Source organism: Micromonospora sp. C51 (assembly GCF_018070435.1).
Taxonomy (GTDB): Bacteria; Actinomycetota; Actinomycetes; order Mycobacteriales; family Micromonosporaceae; genus Micromonospora; species Micromonospora sediminimaris.
Genome location: NZ_JAGPXQ010000013.1, coordinates 1 through 17302, shown reverse-complemented (window position 1 = coordinate 17302; position 17302 = coordinate 1). Strand labels below are relative to the sequence as shown.

General features: G+C 72.1%; 17 protein-coding genes. 8 read left to right on the top strand and 9 right to left on the bottom strand.

The genetic code is table 11. The annotated features are described in order from the left end of the window. The first annotated feature begins 115 nt into the window (after nucleotides 1–115). Nucleotides 116–2089 carry a hypothetical protein gene (locus KBX50_RS15800; RefSeq protein WP_210937787.1) on the top strand — a complete coding sequence of 658 codons (1974 nt, stop codon included), beginning with the start codon at nucleotides 116–118 and terminating at the stop codon, nucleotides 2087–2089. Here the strand turns inward: KBX50_RS15800 and KBX50_RS15795 are convergent. Together KBX50_RS15795 and KBX50_RS15790 are read right to left on the bottom strand one after the other, a co-directional pair. Next, complete coding sequence (locus KBX50_RS15795; RefSeq protein ID WP_210937786.1) at nucleotides 2068–3663, bottom strand: hypothetical protein; 1596 nt, start codon at nucleotides 3661–3663, stop codon at nucleotides 2068–2070. The genes KBX50_RS15800 and KBX50_RS15795 overlap by 22 nt on opposite strands. 137 nt (nucleotides 3664–3800) lie before the next feature. Beyond that, nucleotides 3801–5033 (bottom strand): ricin-type beta-trefoil lectin domain protein, encoded by a 1233-nt coding sequence (locus tag KBX50_RS15790; RefSeq protein WP_210937785.1) that lies wholly within the window; start codon nucleotides 5031–5033, stop codon nucleotides 3801–3803. 329 nt (nucleotides 5034–5362) lie between these two features. On the opposite strand from KBX50_RS15790, the gene KBX50_RS15785 reads away from it, so the two are divergent. Continuing rightward, entirely contained in the window at nucleotides 5363–6283 is a 921-nt protein-coding gene (locus KBX50_RS15785; protein ID WP_210937784.1) for a GNAT family N-acetyltransferase, read from the top strand. Here the strand turns inward: KBX50_RS15785 and KBX50_RS15780 are convergent. After that, nucleotides 6280–6795 carry an O-acetyl-ADP-ribose deacetylase gene (locus KBX50_RS15780; RefSeq protein ID WP_210937783.1) on the bottom strand — a complete coding sequence of 172 codons (516 nt, stop codon included), beginning with the start codon at nucleotides 6793–6795 and terminating at the stop codon, nucleotides 6280–6282. The genes KBX50_RS15785 and KBX50_RS15780 overlap by 4 nt on opposite strands. A 1-nt stretch (nucleotide 6796) precedes the next feature. Continuing rightward, on the bottom strand, nucleotides 6797–7618 hold the full coding sequence (locus KBX50_RS15775) for an EI24 domain-containing protein (RefSeq protein WP_374224647.1): 822 nt from the start codon (nucleotides 7616–7618) through the stop codon (nucleotides 6797–6799). A gap of 128 nt (nucleotides 7619–7746) precedes the next feature. Between KBX50_RS15775 and KBX50_RS15770 the strand changes: the two genes are divergently transcribed. The 5 genes from KBX50_RS15770 to KBX50_RS15750 are packed head-to-tail and all read left to right on the top strand — an operon-like array spanning nucleotide 7747 to nucleotide 12385. Continuing rightward, nucleotides 7747–8655 (top strand): ABC transporter ATP-binding protein, encoded by a 909-nt coding sequence (locus KBX50_RS15770; protein WP_210937781.1) that lies wholly within the window; start codon nucleotides 7747–7749, stop codon nucleotides 8653–8655. Between the two features lie 10 nt (nucleotides 8656–8665). Next, nucleotides 8666–9400 (top strand): ABC transporter permease, encoded by a 735-nt coding sequence (locus tag KBX50_RS15765; protein WP_210937780.1) that lies wholly within the window; start codon nucleotides 8666–8668, stop codon nucleotides 9398–9400. A gap of 4 nt (nucleotides 9401–9404) precedes the next feature. Next, a complete protein-coding gene (locus KBX50_RS15760; protein WP_247673801.1) occupies nucleotides 9405–10730 on the top strand; it encodes a sensor histidine kinase in 1326 nt (441 codons plus the stop codon). Next, nucleotides 10727–11377, top strand: a complete 651-nt coding sequence (locus KBX50_RS15755) for a response regulator transcription factor (protein WP_210937779.1) — start codon at nucleotides 10727–10729, stop codon at nucleotides 11375–11377. The genes KBX50_RS15760 and KBX50_RS15755 overlap by 4 nt, the downstream gene beginning before the upstream one ends. A gap of 6 nt (nucleotides 11378–11383) precedes the next feature. Beyond that, nucleotides 11384–12385, top strand: a complete 1002-nt coding sequence (locus tag KBX50_RS15750) for a YafY family protein (protein WP_210937778.1) — start codon at nucleotides 11384–11386, stop codon at nucleotides 12383–12385. Between the two features lie 62 nt (nucleotides 12386–12447). Here the strand turns inward: KBX50_RS15750 and KBX50_RS15745 are convergent, their stop codons facing one another. The 5 genes from KBX50_RS15745 to KBX50_RS15725 all read right to left on the bottom strand — a co-directional run bounded on the left by KBX50_RS15745 (nucleotide 12448) and on the right by KBX50_RS15725 (nucleotide 16246). Next, nucleotides 12448–13362: an SDR family oxidoreductase gene (locus KBX50_RS15745; RefSeq protein ID WP_210937777.1), complete on the bottom strand. Its 915-nt coding sequence runs from the start codon at nucleotides 13360–13362 to the stop codon at nucleotides 12448–12450. A gap of 179 nt (nucleotides 13363–13541) precedes the next feature. Next, nucleotides 13542–14429, bottom strand: coding sequence for an alpha/beta fold hydrolase (locus KBX50_RS15740; RefSeq protein WP_210937776.1), 888 nt, complete (start codon nucleotides 14427–14429; stop codon nucleotides 13542–13544). After that, nucleotides 14426–14740, bottom strand: coding sequence for a DUF2516 family protein (locus KBX50_RS15735; RefSeq protein ID WP_093403419.1), 315 nt, complete (start codon nucleotides 14738–14740; stop codon nucleotides 14426–14428). Before KBX50_RS15735 ends, KBX50_RS15740 begins: the two co-directional genes overlap by 4 nt. A 70-nt stretch (nucleotides 14741–14810) precedes the next feature. After that, nucleotides 14811–15587: a hypothetical protein gene (locus KBX50_RS15730; protein ID WP_210937775.1), complete on the bottom strand. Its 777-nt coding sequence runs from the start codon at nucleotides 15585–15587 to the stop codon at nucleotides 14811–14813. Nucleotides 15588–15589: 2 nt separating this feature from the next. Beyond that, nucleotides 15590–16246, bottom strand: a complete 657-nt coding sequence (locus KBX50_RS15725) for a helix-turn-helix transcriptional regulator (RefSeq protein WP_210937774.1) — start codon at nucleotides 16244–16246, stop codon at nucleotides 15590–15592. A gap of 111 nt (nucleotides 16247–16357) precedes the next feature. Here KBX50_RS15725 and KBX50_RS15720 point away from each other — a divergent pair, with 111 nt between their 5' ends. Next, nucleotides 16358–17155 (top strand): alpha/beta fold hydrolase, encoded by a 798-nt coding sequence (locus KBX50_RS15720; protein ID WP_210937773.1) that lies wholly within the window; start codon nucleotides 16358–16360, stop codon nucleotides 17153–17155. Nucleotides 17156–17302: the final 147 nt, after the last annotated feature.

Sequence of the window (17302 nt, the reverse complement as noted above, 5' to 3'; positions counted from 1 at the left end):
GCACCCGGCGATCCTCGTCGTGGAGGCGGAGGCCGCGCATCGGCCCATCTGGAGACGGGGCAGGCCGAGGGGCCTGGCGGCGGGAGTCGAGCCGAACGGACGGTGGTGAGAGCGCGTGTACGCCATAACCAGGACGACAGCCGCAGGCTTCGACAAGCCGATGGCCACACACCGCTTCGACCCCCGCCGACACCGCCGGATCACCGGGCTGTTCGATCTCTGGCTGGAGCCGGGCGTACACGGTGGTCTGGTGGTGCCGGACCAGCCCGACCGGCCGCTGACCGCGTCGGCCATCACCGACCTGGTCCGGCGCTCCGGCGAGACCGCGAACGACGTACGGATCCTGACCCAGGACGGGGCCCGGCACACGGATCTGTTCAGCGAGGTCGCCGGGCTACTCGCCCACGACGTCCTGGTCAGCCCCGACGGCGCGGTGATCCGGCACCACGACCGGCAGGTCGGGGACGGACCACGGCACGCGATACCGCTGGACCGGACCACCCGCCAGGTCCGGGACTGGCTCGTGATCCAGCCACCCGACCTGGCCACCCCGCTACCCGGTTGGTTCACCCTCGACCACGGTCTGGTGCGTCCGCGCACCGGCGTGGTGGGCCTGCCGCTCCGGGGTGGGGTTGTCCTGGCCACCCGGGCCGATTTCGTCACCCGACGGGCCACCGCGCACCGGCTCGGCGCGGGATCGGAAGGGTTGGTGACCATCGCGGTGACCGCCCGCTCCGGCGGTTTCCTGGTCGGCGACTACGGCGGTACCCAGCGGGTGTACGACGGCGGCCAGCTCGCCGCGCTGCTGGGTGATCTGCCGCTCTACGGCAGTGAGCTGCGGCTCTGGCTCACCTGGCCGTCCGATCCGGACGAGCAGCAGCGGCTCGGTCGGCAGGCGCAGGAGCTGGCCGAGACCACCGGTGCCACCGTCTGGACACCCCCGCCAGGTGGCAGCGCGGAGCTGGTGGACGGCCGGCAGGATCTGCGCGCCCTCGACCAGGCGGGAAAGCCCGCCGAGTGGCAGCCGTTCCGGCCCCGGTTCGCGCTCGGCCCACCAACGCTGCACGCGTCCTCGACCGGCCTGCTGGTGCCGATCTCAGCCGACGTCATCGGCGCTGCCCCCGCCAGCTCGACCGCATCGGACACCGGACCATCGGAGACAGAGGCGCTACCGGCTGTCGAACCGCCAGGGACAGCGCAGCCGCCGTCCACCGTTCCGGTGCTGCCACTCCCCCGGCCCGCGCTGGCCGCCGAGAACCGCCGGGCGACGTACGGCCCGGCATGGCTGTCGGCGGCGCAGCAGGTCAACGCCGAACAGTTCGAAGCATTCGTCGCCGCCCCGGTCGACGCTCGGTCGATCACCGACGGCCTGCCCGGCGCCGAACTCTTCCTGCTCGCCTTCCTGGATCCCAGGTCGGTGCCGGACGGCAGTCGGCTGGTGCGGGTCCGGGTGGAGCCGGGCGGTGCGATCCCGATGGCGGTGCTCCGGGCTGCGCTGCCCGCACGCCTGCAGCACCTGCGTGGCCTCCGCGAGGCGTATCTCCTACCGGCCGCGCGGCTGGACCGGACCTTCGCGGTGGACACCTTCGATGTCGACCACACCGGCCGCCTGACGCCGACCGGTGACTGCGAGGGCGAGCCGCTGCGGATCCGCTGCGGATCCCGGGCCCGCTCGATCGCCGGCCTGCCCCACGAGGTACGACGCTGGCCGGCCTTCGGCACCCGCCGGGCGTACGCGCTCCTGCCGGCGCAACGTCTTCGACTGCCGCGCAACTGGCTGCGGCTGCACCGACGTCAGCCCCCGGTCCAGCCGGGTCGGCTGCTGCTGGAACTCCAGGTGCCGAGGGTGCGCGCGATCGACGTCATGTCGACAGCCGAGCTGCTCGCCCCGCTCGCCCAGGTCCGATCCCAGGCGGAACCGCTACGGGCCGCGCAGGTGGAACTGGTCCTCAGCAGCCGTTCCTATCCACGGGTCCGGGTACGCCGGGTGTACCGGGCCGAGGCGGACGCCTGGCTCCGCGTGGCCGGACCGCCGACGGGCCCGCTGCCCTCCGTGGTGCCTCAGCTTCAGACTCCCGCGCCGAGCTGAGCGGACCACCGGCCGTCCGGGACCGGACCGATCACCACTGGTACGCAGCGACCGCCGGTGGCGGCGGCGAGCCCCCGGATCCCGGCCCCATTCGGCAGGCCGGCGATGATCACGACGTACCGGTCGGAGTCCAGGTCACCCGGCTCCGGGAGCCCGTCCAGGCGACGGCACCCGTCGACGCTCTCGGCACCGAGGGCGTCACCGACGACCCCGACCCCGATCCCGCCCGTGCGCAACTGTCGGGCGTAGGCGGCGGCCAGCCGTCGGCACTCGTCCAGGTCGCCCACCAGGGTGAAGACGTCGGGTGCCCGGCCGAGGTCGACCTGGAGTCGCCACGACCCCCGGCGTCCCAGCACCAGCGGCACCGCTGCTTCGGGCGCCGGTTCGCCGTCGGCGAGCCAGACGTAGGCGGGGGTACTCGGACCGGTCGTGACGCCGATCAGGCGCACCATGACCGAGCCGACCTCGGTGCGCACCTCAGTCCGGACGTACGGCACGTCACCGTCGACCGGCAGCGTCGGCCGGGGCAGGTCGACCCGGTCCGCCGCCCCACCGTCGGCCGCCGCGTCGGCCGGCCCTTCCGTAGCCACCGGTCGGGGCGGTACCGCCGTCGGCGACGTACCGGCGAGCGGAGGCCAGTCGGGCGGCGGGACGGACGGCGACAGGCCAGGCTCTACCTGCGGCGTGGTCGGCACCCAGGGGCCTGGCACGGCGGGCGGCGGCGCTGACACGGGAGGCGGCGAGGCGGGTGACGGGCCAGGCTCCACCGACGGCGGAGCGGGTGGCGGCGGGGCGGACGGCGGCGGGGGTGGCGGAGCCGGATCCGCAGCGGGGGATGGCTGGGACGATTCTGCCGGGGCGGAGGGCGCCGCCGTCGGGGTGTCGGTAGCCAGGGCGGCAAGCTCCGCCGGGGTCGGTGTGTGATGCCGCTCCGGCGGCCACGGTCCGTCGTCGAGACCGACCGAACGCAGTTGCTGCCGGCGCCGGGGCAGAACCAGGAGCGCGAAGACCGCGAGGAGCACCGCGAGCACGGCCGCGCCGGTCCGGATCAGGTTGGGACTCAGCGGCCCCGAGCCGGACTCCGGCGGAGGGGCGATGGCGATGGTGGCCGGGCTGTCCGTCGACGGCGGGACCGCGCTCGGGGGTGGTGGTGGCGTGACGCTCGGCGAGGGCGACGGTGCCGCCGTTTTCGGTGACGGTGCCGCGGTGCTCGGCGACGATCGGGGCGTCGGGGGGCCGATCGCCGGAAGCGCGCCCTTCCGCACGCCCGGCCCGTCCGCGTCCCGTGGCAACACGAGGACCCAACCGGGGCCCAGCTCGACGCCGTCGGTGAAGGTACCGCCGTCCGGCTGCTTGCGCCCCCGGTTGAGATCGATGATCTCGCGAAACCGGTTCCCGTTGCCGAGGGTGACCAGAGCGATGCTGTACAGGTACTCCCGTTGACCGTTGACCGGCGGCCCGACGACGTAGTACCTACCGGTCTCCTCGGGCGCCGCAGTGGCCGGGCCTGCCGGGCCAAGGGGCACGAGCAGGACGGCCAGCAGCCACGGTAGCGCCAGCAAGTACTTCGCCACCGGTCGGCAGCGCCCTGACTCCATTCGTACCCCTTCGTTCCCGGTCCGTTCTGTCGCGCACCGCGTGGCCTGTCGACTTCGGCTACGCGGAGGAACCTTGGCGGCGGGCCGTCGGACAGCCCGGCCCGCCGCGACGGTCAGCGTCGGATGGCCCGCCAGGTCTGGTTGTCCTGTCCGGGGTTGCACTCCCAGATCTGCAACGGGGCGCCGTCGTCGGCATTCCAATCGCGTACGTCGAGGCACTTACCGGAGTGTGGATTGCGCACCATGCCCCGCTCGACGACCCAGATCTGCGCCGGTCCGCCGTTGCAGTGCGCGAGCTGCACCTTGGTTCCGTTGTCCCGCGCCGCCCAGGCGACATCCATGCACTTGTCGAGCGCCACCAGGGAGCCGTTCGGTCCACGGGTGAACCGCTGTGCCCCGGTGCCGTTGCACCTCCAGAGCTGCATCTGCGAGCCGTCGGCCGAGACGCCGCCCGGCACGTCGACGCACTTGTTCGCGAATCCGCGCAGGGCGAAGGTCGAGGAGTCCGGGGCGTCGACCCGCTCCACCGGCGGGGCCCCCGGGGCGGCCGCCCCGGAGCTGCGGAAGGTGACAGTGAAGTCGGCGCACCCGGGGCAGTTGAAAACGGTCTCGTTGCCCGGCACCTTGTCGTGGGTCGACCACAGATATGCCCGGGGGCCGAAGGGACGTAGCGCGGCGGTGTACGCGCTCTCCGCGTCCCGGTTGGGGTTGACGCAGTTGATCCGGTCGCCCCGACGGGGGTCACGTACGGCGTGCGCCTCGGGGCAGGCGGCGAGCATCTGTCCGCCCCCGCAGGCCGACCTGACGCAGCTCCCCGCGAGTGCCGGATTCGGCGCACCGGGCGCTTCGATGGTGATCACCACCGACAGCGCGTCGACATAGCTGACGTTGTACCAGGGCGCCGCGGGATTGTTCTGGTCGAAGTTGAACTCGGCCAGGCTCACCGGTTCCGCTCCCCGGACGCAGTGGTCCAGGTAGGGACCGCAGTCGCCGACGAGGCACTTGAACGTGCTACCGGGATCTCCGCTGCACCGTTGCCGGGCGAAGAACCTGCCCCGCCAGTGACCCGGCTGTCCACTGTCCGGAATCACGATGCTCTTCGACTCCCCTGGGCGCAGGACCGGCAGCCCGGTGATCCGACGCGAGCCGTCACCGCTCTCGCCCGCGCCAACCCACAACGTCTCCCCGGTTCGGTTGACGAACGTGACGCGTTCACCCGCGACGGCGTCGGAACTACTCGACATCACGACGATCAGTCCCGCGGCGAGCACCGTCACGACGACCAACGCCGCTCGGGTGCTCGTCCACATTCGGCGGAACGAGAACGAACCAGTACCCACAGTCATGTAGCCCCTCCAATGGCCGGTCAGCCGCACGCGCCCGTCCGCGCGGGTACGGCACGCGCATGACGGTGCGGGGCCGTCGCTGGTTCACCCACGCCCGGTCCGGATTGGAAAAACCAGGTATCGGCAGGTCCTCACCTCAAGTCCGCCTTCCCGGCACGGTCCGCCCTCGGGCACGCAGGGGTGCCCGTCCCACAACGCTGCCGCGAAGCGCCACGTTCAGCCGAGCCGCCGAACAGGAAGGCCACGGCCTGCCGGCAGTGCGGCAGGAACATCGGCCCTCGGGCGAAAGTCGAGGCGGCACGAGAGTCACAGCGGCTAATCTGCCGCGCATGCCGAACTCCAGAAGGCGGTCGTCCGCGCTGATCCGTCCTGCGCACACCGACGACGCCCCAGCCGTGGTGACGCTGCGTACGCTCGTGTTTCCCTTCCTGATCCGTGGGGTCGCGTCCACCCGGCAACTGATCTCGACGCCACCGGCGGGGCAGCATTGGTGCGGTTTCGTCGCCGAGGTCGACGGGCAGGTCATCGGTTGGGTGTCGGCGTCCCGCAACACCAACACCAGCGCAGCCGTCGGCGAGGTGTCCCTGCTGCACGTGCACCCGGATCAACGGCGACGTGGGATCGGCGGGGCGCTGCTGGGCCGGGCGCTGGAGCACCTCGCGCCGCTCGACCTGGCCCGGCTACGTGGACGCGCGCTGCCGGAGGCGCTGCCGTTCGCTCGGCGGCACGGCTTCACCCCGAGTCGCCAGGAGCGCTTCTCGGCCCTGGAGCTGCGCGCGCTGCCGCCGCTGCCGGCGGCCCCGGAGGACGTCCGGCTGGTCCCGCTGGCCGAGGTCGACAGTCGCCAGGTCCACCGGGTGGAGGTGCTGGCCAGCGCCGACGAACCGGGAGACGTGCCGTCCGACGCCATCAGCTACGCCACCTGGTGTGCCGACACCTGGGACAACGTCGGGCTGGACCGGGAGGCCAGCATGGGCGCCGAGGTCGACGGCGAGTTGGTGGCGATCAGCCTGGTGAAGCGGGACGGCGCGCGGATGTGGTCGGACTACACCGGTACCGTGCCGGACTTCCGTGGCCGAGGGCTGGCCCGGTTGGCGAAGTTGGCCGCGCTACACCGGGCGGCGGCGCGCGGCGTCACCGTCGCGTACACCGGGAACGACGCGGCGAACGCGCCGATGTTGGCGGTCAACGAACGGCTCGGCTACCGGCGGGTGGCCAGCCAGTGGTCCTGCGTACGCGAGATGCACTAACGCTCTGCGTACACCCGCTCGGCGATCGCGTGGGTGTCGGCGCCGAAGAGCACCAGCCGGGCCTCGGTGATGTTCGTCGGCGTCGCCGCGCGCAGCACCGACAGGGCCTGACGGACGGCGTCCTCGACCGGCCAGCCGTAGACCCCGGCGGAGATCAGCGGGAAGGCGATGCTTGCCGCGCCCAGCTCGTCCGCGACAACGAGGCTGTTGGTGTAGCAGCCGCGCAGCAGTGCGGCACGGTCCTCGGTGTCCGACCAGACCGGGCCGACGGTGTGCACCACCCAACGCGCCGGCAGGTCACCTGCCGTGGTGGCCACCGCCTGTCCGGTCGGCAGGCCCCGCCCGTAGCGCGAGGCGCGCAGCGCGCGGCACTCAGCGAGAATCGCCGGCCCGCCCCGGCGGTGGATCGCGCCGTCGACTCCCCCGCCGCCCAGCAGGGACGAGTTCGCCGCGTTCACCACCACGTCCACCTGTTCGGTGGTGATGTCCCCCGCTACCAGGGCGATGTGCATGTCAGCCCTCCGTGATGGGTTGGCCGAGGGAGCGGCGGGCCAGCAGGGTGGCGCCGGCCACCGCGGCCGGCATCAGCAGTACCGCGCCGAGTGGGATCAGGAAGCAGACGAAGACCGCGACTCCGAAGCCGAGTGAGGTGGGTCGGTCCACCTTCAGTGCCGCGCGCCGGTGCGGCAGTCGCTTGCCGCGCCGGGAGAAGGGCGCGCCGGTCAGCTCCACGGCGAGCAGCCAGCCGCCCACGGCCGCGCCGATGACCGGCACCACGGTCTGCCCGACCACCGGAATGAAACCGGCGGCGAACAACGGCACGCCGAACAACGCCGCCAGGGCGACCAGCCGGAGCGAGTCGGCGGCGCTGCGACGCAGCGACGGCCAGAACGGGACCTCGACCTCGTCCGGCGTACCGCCGTAGCGCCGCTCGACCCGCTCGGAGATCTTCTCGTAGAAGGGATCGCCGATGACCAGGGTGACCGCCGTGAAGGTGAGGACGGTGAGCAGGCCACCGAGACCGAGGAAGGCCAGGCCGGCGATCACCCGGACCACGCTGCGCGGCGTCGTCGCCCAGCCGTCGGCGAACGGGGTGGCCGCGGCGGCCAGGTCGTCGACGAAGAAGACCAGGAGCGCGTACGCGGTCGCGAAGATCGCCCCGGAGATCAGCGCCGGGACGATGCCGAGCAGCATCAGACCTGGGCTGCGTACGTACAGACCGACGCCCCGCAGGAGCAGCGTGGCCCCGCCGACGAAGCGGCGGCCCGCGCCCACGGCGGTGGAGGGAAGCTCGGATGCGTGCACGTCCAGGAGCGTAGTCACTCGTCGGCGCATCCACCGGTTGACGGATCGCCGGAATCAACCGGAGCTGACCAAGGTCACCTACAGCCGGTCGATTCGTCGCCGGCCGCCTCCCGCGACGCTTGAGCGGTACCCGGAACCGACGGCGAGAGGCGGCTGCCATGCCGGTCATCGAGGTGACCAGCCTGCACAAGCGGTACGGCGAGACGGTGGCGGTGGCGGACGTGTCCTTCGACGTCGAGGCCGGCGAGATCTTCGGCGTCCTCGGCCCGAACGGTGCCGGCAAGACCACCACTGTGGAGTGTGTCGCTGGGCTGCGCGTCCCAGACGGGGGCGAGGTGTCGGTCCTCGGGCTCAACCCTCGCCGGGACGCCAACCGGCTGCGCCAACTGGTGGGGGTGCAACTTCAGGAGAGCCAGTTGCCCGACCGGCTCCGGGTGGCCGAGGCGCTGGAGCTCTACGCGTCGTTCTACCGCGAGCCGGCCGACCCGACGCAGCTCATCGGCGAGTTGGGCCTCGACGAAAAGCGGAACACCCCGTACGAGAAGCTCTCCGGTGGTCAGAAGCAGCGGCTCTCCATCGCGTTGGCGCTGGTCGGCAACCCGCGGATCGCCATCCTGGACGAGTTGACCACCGGGTTGGACCCGCAGGCACGCCGGGACACCTGGGGTCTGATCGAGCGGGTCCGGGATCGCGGCGTGACCATCCTGCTGGTCACCCACTTCATGGAGGAGGCCGAGCGGCTCTGCGACCGCCTCGCAGTGATCGACAAGGGGCGGGTGGTGGCCCTGGACACCCCGGCCGGGCTGGTTTCGGCCGTGGCACCCGAGCAGCGCATCCGGTTCCGCCCGTCCACCCCACTGGACGACCGGCTGCTGACCGACCTGCCGCAGGTCACGGCCGTGACGCGCAGCGGCAGCCAGATCGTGGTGACCGGCACCGGCGATGTGCTGCACGCGGTCACCTCGGTGCTCGCCCGGCACCAGATCACCGCCGCCGAACTACGGCTGGAGCAGGCCACGCTGGACGACGCGTTCGTCGAGCTGACCGGGCGCCGGTTCATCGACTGAAGGGGACACCATGCACGCCTTCGGCCAGATCCTCAGGACTGAGGCAAAGCTCTACCTACGGGACATCCCGACGCTGACGCTCACCGTCGCTCTGCCCACCCTGATCCTGGTGGTACTCGGGCTGATTCCGTCGCTTCGGGAACCCAGCCCGGAATTCGGCAACCAGTCCTTCGTCACGTACTTCACCCCCTCGCTGCTGGTCGTCACGCTGGCCATGGTTGGCATCAACGCCCTGCCCACCGTGCTGGCCACCTACCGGGAGCGCGGCATCCTGCGCCGGCTGGCCACCACCCCGGCAAGTCCGCTGACGCTGCTGACCGCTCAACTCGTGCTGGCCCTGGTGGGCATCCTGGCCAGCGCGGTGCTCCTCGCGGTGATCGCCCGACTGGCGTTCGGCACCCCGTTGCCGCAGCACCCGCTCGGGTTCGCGGTGGCGCTCGTCCTGGGTACGGCCGCGCTGCTCGCGGTGGGGCTGCTGGTGGCGGCGGTCGCGCCCACCGCCAAGGCGGCCCAGGCGCTGGCGGTACCACTGTTCATGGTGACGATGTTCTTCGGTGGGGTGTACCTGCCCCGGTTTCTGCTGCCGGATCTCCTCGCCGACATCGGCGCCTACACCCCGCCCGGCGTTCAGGCGCTGCTCGACGCCTGGACCGGCACCGCGCCGCACCCGCTGCACCTGGGGATAATGGCCGTGATCGCCGTGGTGGCCGGCGCCGCTGCGGCGAGGCTGTTCCGCTGGGAGTGAGCGCATGGTGAGCGGGGACGGGATGACTTGCGGCGGGGACGGTTCGACGGCCAGCCGCGCCGACGCCGTGCCCGCCGACGACGACTGGCTGGCCCACTGGCGGGCGCGGGAGGCGCGGCTGCACCGGGTGCTGCCCTACGGCGGCCTGCTCGTGGGCTCGCTGCTGGCCGCCTTCGCACCGGCACCGCGCGGACTGCCGATGCCGCTCACCTTGGTGATCGCCGGGTTGACCGCCTGCTGGATCACCTGGTACGTCGTCCTGTCTCCGCAGTGGCGGGGACGGCAGCGGTCGATGACGGTCTACTACATCGGGCTGCTCGCATTCGCCGCCGTCCTGGTGGCCGCGAGCCCGTGGTACGGCTTCTTCGCCTGGGTTGGCTTTCTGCACGCCTTCCTCGTGCTCAACGGACGATGGCGGTTCGTCGGTATGGCCGCGACAGCCGTGCTGGTCGCCACCGCGCAGGGCGGCGGTCTGCCGTCCTCGTGGTCGAACTGGCCGCTGTGGCTGGTGTTGGTGCTGGTCAATCTGGTCCTGGCCGGTGCGGTGAGCTGGTTCAACCTCGTCGGTGAACGGGAGGACGCCAGGCGTAAGCGGCTGATGGCCGAACTCGCCGCCACCAACCGCCAGCTCGCCGAGACGGTACGGGAGAACGAAGGACTGCACGCCCAGCTCCTCACCCAGGCCCGTGAGGCCGGCGTACTGGACGAGCGGCAGCGGATGGCCCAGGAGATCCACGACACCTTGGCCCAGGGCCTGACCGGCATCATCACCCAGCTGGAGGCGGCTGAGCAGACCCGGGACCGCTCCGCCGACTGGCGACGCCACATGGACAACGCCCTGGCGCTGGCCCGGGAGAGCCTCACCGACGCCCGCCGGTCGGTCCGGGCGCTGCGCCCCGAGCCGCTGGAGACGGCCCGCCTTCCAGACGCGCTCTCCGAACTGGGTGAACGCTGGTCGGCCGTGCACGGGGTGACGGCCAGCGTCAGCACCACCGGGACGCCCCGCCCACTGCACCCGGAGATCGAGGTGACGCTGCTGCGGGCCGCGCAGGAGGCGCTGAGCAACGTGGCCCGGCACGCCGCCGCGTCCCGGGTCGGGCTCACCCTGTCGTACATGTCGGACGTGGTCACCCTCGACGTCCGCGACGACGGATCGGGATTCGACGTGGCCAACCGGTCGACCATCCCGGATCAGGACGGAAGCTACGGCCTGACCGCGATGCGGCAGCGGGTCAACCGGGTCGGTGGCCAGCTCGCCGTGGAGTCCGAACCGGGTGGCGGGACCGCCGTCTCGGCCTCCGTGCCGGCCCTGCCCGGAGCCGCCGCATGACCGATCCGGTACGCCTGCTCATCGTGGATGATCATCCAGTGGTACGGGACGGACTGCGCGGCATGTTCGCCGGCGACCCGGGGTTCGAGGTGGTCGGCGAGGCAGCGGACGGTGCCGAGGCGCTGACGATGGCTGCCCGGCACCACCCCGACGTGGTGCTGATGGACCTGCGGATGCCGGGGATGGACGGGGTGAGCGCGATCGGTCGCCTCGTCGCGACGGACAGCCCGGCGAAGGTGCTGGTACTGACCACGTACGACACGGACGCGGACGTGCTCCCGGCGATCGAGGCCGGTGCCACCGGCTACCTGCTCAAGGACGCGCCCCGCGACGAACTGGTCCGGGCGGTACGGGCCGCCGCCCGAGGCGAGTCGGTGCTCTCACCAAGCGTGGCCGGCCGGTTGATGGGCCGCCTCCGGACGCCACACCAGCCGGCCGGGGAACCGCTGAGCCAGCGTGAGTTGGAGGTGCTCACCCTGGTGGCCCGTGGCTCGTCGAACCGCGAGGCCGCCGCGCGCCTGTTCATCAGCGAGGCCACAGTGAAGACCCACCTGCTGCACGTCTACGCCAAGCTCGGGGTCAACGACCGGGCCGCCGCGGTGGCCACCGCGTACGACCGGGGGTTGCTGACCCCCGGTGGCCGGTGAGCGTCGATGCGGGCGTCACGGTTGCTCTCCCTGCTGCTGCTGTTGCAGACCCGTGAGGCGCTGACGGCGGCGGAGCTGGCTCGCGAGTTGGAGGTCTCCGAGCGGACGGTCTACCGGGACGTGCTCGCGCTCTCCGCCGCCGGGGTGCCGATCTACGCCGACCGGGGGCGGGCCGGCGGCTACCGGCTGCTCGGCGGCTACCGGACCCGGCTGACCGGGATGACCCGGGACGAGGCGGAGGCGCTCTTCCTGGCCGGGTTGCCCGGCCCGGCCGGTGACATGGGACTCGCCGACGCCGTCGCGGCGGCGGAACTGAAGCTCCTCGCGGCGCTACCGCCGAGCCTGCGCGACGCCCCCGCGCGCACCGGCCAGCGGTTCCACCTGGACGTGCCGGGCTGGTACCGCGAGACCACGCCGCCGCAGTGGTTGGCCGAGCTGGCCGGCGCGGTCTGGCGGGACCGGGTGGTGACACTGCGCTACCGGCGCGGAGAGCACGAGGTCACCCGCCGGGTCTGCCCGTACGGCCTGGTCCTCAAGAGCGGGACCTGGTATCTCGTGGGTCGGGTCGGCGAGGACATGCGCACCTACCGGGTGGACCGGGTCACCGCCGTCGAGCAGCACGAGGAGGGCTTCGACCGGGATCCCGGGTTCGACCTGGCCGGCCACTGGCGGGCCCAGGCCGAGGCGTTCCTGCGCGGCATGCTGCGGGCCGAGGTGACCATCCGGCTGAGCCCCGCCGGCCTGCGCCGACTCCGTCACCTCGCCGAGATCCCGTTCGGGTACGAGACGGCGGTCGCCGCCGCGGACGAACCCGATGGGCAGGGCTGGGTGCGCACCCGCCTGCCCGTCGAGTCCGTCGAGGTGGCGTACACCCAACTGCTCGCGCTGGGGCCGGAGGTGGAGGTGATCGAGCCGCCGGAGCTACGGTCGCGGCTGGCCGAGGCGGCGATCAGGGCCGCCGCGCTGTACTCCACCGCCGACGACCGGTCTCCCGACCGGCCGGCGTAGTACGGCCGGCCGGGAGAGTGCCGGTCGGGCCGCTCAGACGGGCGGACGCCGGGGCGGGAGGATCAGCGATAACCCGTGACGTCGGCGGGTCTGCCGGCGTCAACCACCTCGCTGATGTAGCGGAAGGCGTCCGGTTGGGAGCCGTCGACGTCGGTGAAGCCGTACACCTTGGCCAGTTCTCCGGCGGAGACGGACCGACCGCTCCAGCGTGCCCGGTCCGGGTCGGCGGCGAGCGCGGCGACGGCTCGGCCCACGAACGCCGGAGTCTCCGAGATGAGGAAGTGCGGGTCCTTGGCCGCGCCATCGCGCCAGTTGTCCTCGGTGACGCCGAAGTGCTCCAGCATCGCCTCGGAGCGTATCCAGCCCGGGGTGAGCGCGACCGCCGTACCACCGTGCGGCCTGACTTCGTGGGCCCAGCTGAAGGCGAGCCGGTTGACCGAGGTCTTGGCCAGGTCGTAGAAGACCGACAGCCGGTAGTTCTCGTCGTTGTACGCCTTCGTACCGTCACCGACCTCCACCACCAGTCCGCCGGGCCGGCGGATCAGCAGGGGCAACGCGAAGTGGCTGGTGATCACGTGGGTGTGCACCGCCAGCCGCAGCATCCGGAAGCCGGCGTCGAGTGACTGCTCCCACACCGGCTTCTCCCAGGTGATCAGTGGGTCGGCACCCCACACGTCGTTCACCAGCACGTCAAGCTGGCCCTGCTCGGCGTCGATCCGCGCGACCAGGGCCTGCACCTCGTCGGGTACCAGGTGGTCGACCCGGACCGGGATGCCGGTACCGCCGGCGGCGGTGACCAGTTCGGCGGTCTCCTCGATGGTTTCCGGGCGGTCCAGTTCGGAGCGGCCGGCGCGGCTGCTGCGGCCGGTCGCGTAAACGGTGGCACCTGCGGCGCCGAGTTGCACGGCGATCTGCCGGCCGGCGCCCCGAGTCGCCCCGGCGACCAGCGCCACCTTTCCGATCAGCGGTTTCGTCATGCGCCCCACGCTGCCAGCAATACCTGCCATCTGGTGGCAGGTATTCGCGACTCGTCGCAGGAGCGCCGGCTGATCGACCCGGGAGGGCCACAATCTGGCTCGCGAGTTGCGGCATGTCGGGGTATCCGGCGCGCGGGAGGACCCGACATACCGCAACTCGCGCGGCAGCACGCGACGGGCTAGCCGTTGAGGAAGTCGGAGATTCGGCTGCGGAGATCGGCGCGCTCCGTCCAGAGGACACCGGGGCGGTCGTAGCGGTGCAGGGTGGCTCGGGGCAGCGTGGTGGCGAGCTGTTCGGCCACCTCCACCGGATGCAGCTCGTCGCCCTCGGCGGCGATGACCAGTGCCGGCGCGGTCACCCGGGCGAGCACGCTGGCGTCGGGCAGCGGCGCCTGCTCGGGCAGGTCGGCCAGCCCGGCGGCGAGGCCGTCGCGCAGCAGATGGTCCAGCCGTTGCCGCAGATAGGCCCAGCCGGCCGGCGTGTTGCGTACCGCGGGCGGCAGCTCGGTGGAGACGGCTTCCGCCACCGCCGAGGCGTCCCCACCCTCCACGGCCGCCAGCAGCTCGGTCAGCCGCGCCCGGGCGACCGGTCCGCGCGGCCGGTCGAGCGCGGCGGGGAGGAAGAAAACGAGCCGCTCGAACCGCTCCGGGCTCTCAGCGAGCAGGCGGCACAGCGCACCGGCGCCCAGGCTGGCCCCGAAGGCACGCGTCGCGCCGCTGAGGTCGGCGATCGCCCGCAGGTCGCGGGCCAGGTCGAGGTAGCTCCACGGCCCGTCGGGCGCGTCGGAGCGGCCGTGGCCACGGAACTGGAAGAAGACCCGGCGACCGGTGACCCCGCTGCCGAAGGGTCGGGTGGTGGCGATGCCGTTGGCCAGCCCGTGAGCGAAGACGGTGACCGGGTCACCAACGCCGGTGACCAGCCGCTCCAGACGTACGCCGTGCGGGGTGGCGACCAGTTCCGTTTCCGGATCGGGTAACGGCGGTCGGCCGGTCCGTGGGGCACCCGGGCCGGGACCCCAGCTGCGTGGCCCGCCGTCCGGCGGTGGTGGCCAGCGGAAAGATCTCACCAGGACCCTCTGTTGTCGCCCAGGTCACGTAGCCCGACCCGGACGTCGAGCAGATAGATCAGAGCCGCCGCCACACCGATCAGCCCGAAGATGCTGAGGGTGGAGCGGGTGAGCAGGGTGAGCAGGAGAGTGACCGCCAGGATCGCGATCCAGCCGCCCTTCGGCAGGGTCCCGATCGCCGGGAAGGCATCGGAGCGTTGCGTGACTGCGTGCACGAGAGCCACCCCCTGCACGATCAGTGCGAAGACGAACAGGATCAGCTCGATCACGTAGCGGACGTCGAAGACGAAGATCGGCGCGGCGTTGGCCATGACGGCAAGCTTATGCCGGCGACCCCGGATCCGTGGCGATGGGACGGTCCCGGGGTCGCCGGCTGCTGACTCACTGGCTCCGCTTGGTGCCCCGGGGCAACTTCGCCGACGGGCTGTCGGTCCGCTTGGCGGCGGTCTGCCGGGTGGTCGACTTCGCCCGGGTGGTCTTCTTCGCGGCGGCCGGCTTGGCCTCCACGATCTCGGCCACCTCCGCCGGGCTCGGTACCTCGGCCGACGCGGTCTGCTCGACGGTCGCGGTCTGCTCGACCATCGCCGTCGGGGTGGTCGTCCCGGTCGCCTCGATGTCGGCGTTCACCGTGTCGGCGGCTTCCAGCACACCGGCACCCACGACACGCTCGCCCCGCGCCACCAGCGCACCGTACGCGGCCAGCGCCCGCACCTGGGCGGCCTGGGCGCCGGCGACGACGACCGCCGCGTTGCGGCTGGCCAGCTCGCGCAGCCGGTCCAGGTCGGCCGCTTCCCGCAGCTTGTTCAGGTCGGCCGTCTCGCGCAGCTTGTTGAGGTCCGCAGCCTCGCGGAGCTTGGCCAGGTCGGCGTGCTCACGCAGCCGGTTCAGGTCGGTCGTCGGGGCGGCCTTCTGCCGCAGTGACTCGGCCGTCCGGTTGGCGTTGCGCAGCGTGTCGTTGGCCTTCTGGCGCAGTTCGAAACCGGTGACGACGGCCTTGCCGCCGAGTTCGTTGACGACCCGCCCACCATCGGCGACAACGCGGTCACGCAGCTCACCGACCACGGTGGGCAGTTTGCGCAGCTGCTGCAGGGCCAGTTCACCGGCGCCGGCCGCAGCGTAGATCGGGGCGGGGATGCGATTGGTCTTCGGCTGGGTCATCGTTACTTCTCCTCCTGGACCGCGGTCGCGGTCTTGCGGACCACCTTGCGGGCGGCCTTCCTGGCTGGGGTGCTGTTCGGGGCGGGAGCGGAACCTGCCTCGGTCACGGCGACCGATTCGAGCACCGCCTCGGTCGGGGTACCCGCCGCGGTGGTGGGCCCGGTCGCGGCCAGATTGGCCACGTCGGGGGCGGTGACGTTTTCGGCGTCGGAGGAGCCGGGCTCGCCACTCGCGCCGGATTCACCGGTTTGGTCGCCCATGGCCGGGCTGCCGGTCTCCCCGCTCGCGCCGGGCACCGACGCGGTCGCTTCGGCCAGCCGCGCATTCTCCCGGCGGAATGTCTCATAGATCTGGGTAAGGGACTGTTTCTGGGCCATCGTCAGGTCCGGATCGACGGCGATGGCGGCCAGTACACCCTGCCCCTCCTTGTCGTCGAGCAGGCCGGCCCGCAGGTACATCGCCGGAGTGGAGACCCGCAGCGCGCTGGCGAGTTGCTGGAGCACCTCCGCGCTCGGGCGGCGCAGGCCGCGCTCGATCTGGCTGAGGTAGGGGTTGCTGACCCCCGCCTGCTCGGCCAGTTGCCGGAGCGAAATCTTCGCGTTCCGCCGCAGGTCACGAATGAACCCGCCGACGTCGGGAAGGTCCTTGGGAGTGGCCATGACTCAACGCTAGCCCGCGCTGCTAGCAGCTGCAAGCAAAGTGCTAGCCGAAGTTAGCGATGTCTCATCGCCGGCTTGCGCGCCGCTCCCGCCCGGTCGTACCGTCCTGCGGTGACCAAGATCCAGGTAAATGGCGCCCTGCTGGCGTACGACGAGGCCGGCAGCGGATCGCCGGTCGTCCTGCTGCACGCCGGTATCGCCGACCGCCGGATGTGGCGGGACCAGATCGCCCCACTCGCGACCCGGCACCGGGTGATCGCCCTCGACCTACGCGGGTACGGAGAGTCCGAGCTGCCACCGAGCGCCTTCGCCCACCACGATGACGTGGTCGGCCTGCTCGACGCTCTCGGGCTGGCCACCGCGGCACTGGTCGGCTGCTCCTTCGGTGGGGCGGTGGCGATCGACACCGCACTCGCCCACCCCCACCGGGTGAGCGCGCTCGCCCTGCTCGGCGCCGCGGTCTCCGGCCACGAGTGGTCGGAGCAGACGAACGAGCTGTGGGAGCACCTGGTCGGCGACGTCGATCCGGAGGACTTCGCCGCGACCGCCGCAGGTGAAGTGCGGTTCTGGGTGGTCGGTCCGGACCGCGAGCCCGCAGACGTCGACGCTGAGCTGGTCGCCTTCGCGACCGCGATGGACGAACGCGCGCTCGCCGCCGAGTTGGCGCTCAGCGCCGTGGACGTGGCCGAGCTCGACCCGCCGGCCATCGGGCGACTCGCCGAGCTGACCATGCCCGTGCTGGTCGCCGCCGGAGCGGCGGACGTGCCAGACATCCGCCACCTGGCCGATCGGATCGCGGCCGAGGCACCGCACGCGGTGCGCCTGCCCGACGTACCGAACGCCGCCCACCTACTCCCCCTGGAACACCCCACCCAGGTAAACCAGCAACTCCTCACCTTCCTCCCCTGACCCCGTACGCCCCACCCCACGCGTCCCACGCGGCAGGTCCGCCGATCATGCAGTTGTGGTACTGGACGAAGTCCATTTTCGGCACATAACAGGTGCCACGACTGCATGATCGCCGCGGCGTGGGGTGGCGTGGGGGTGGGGTGGGGG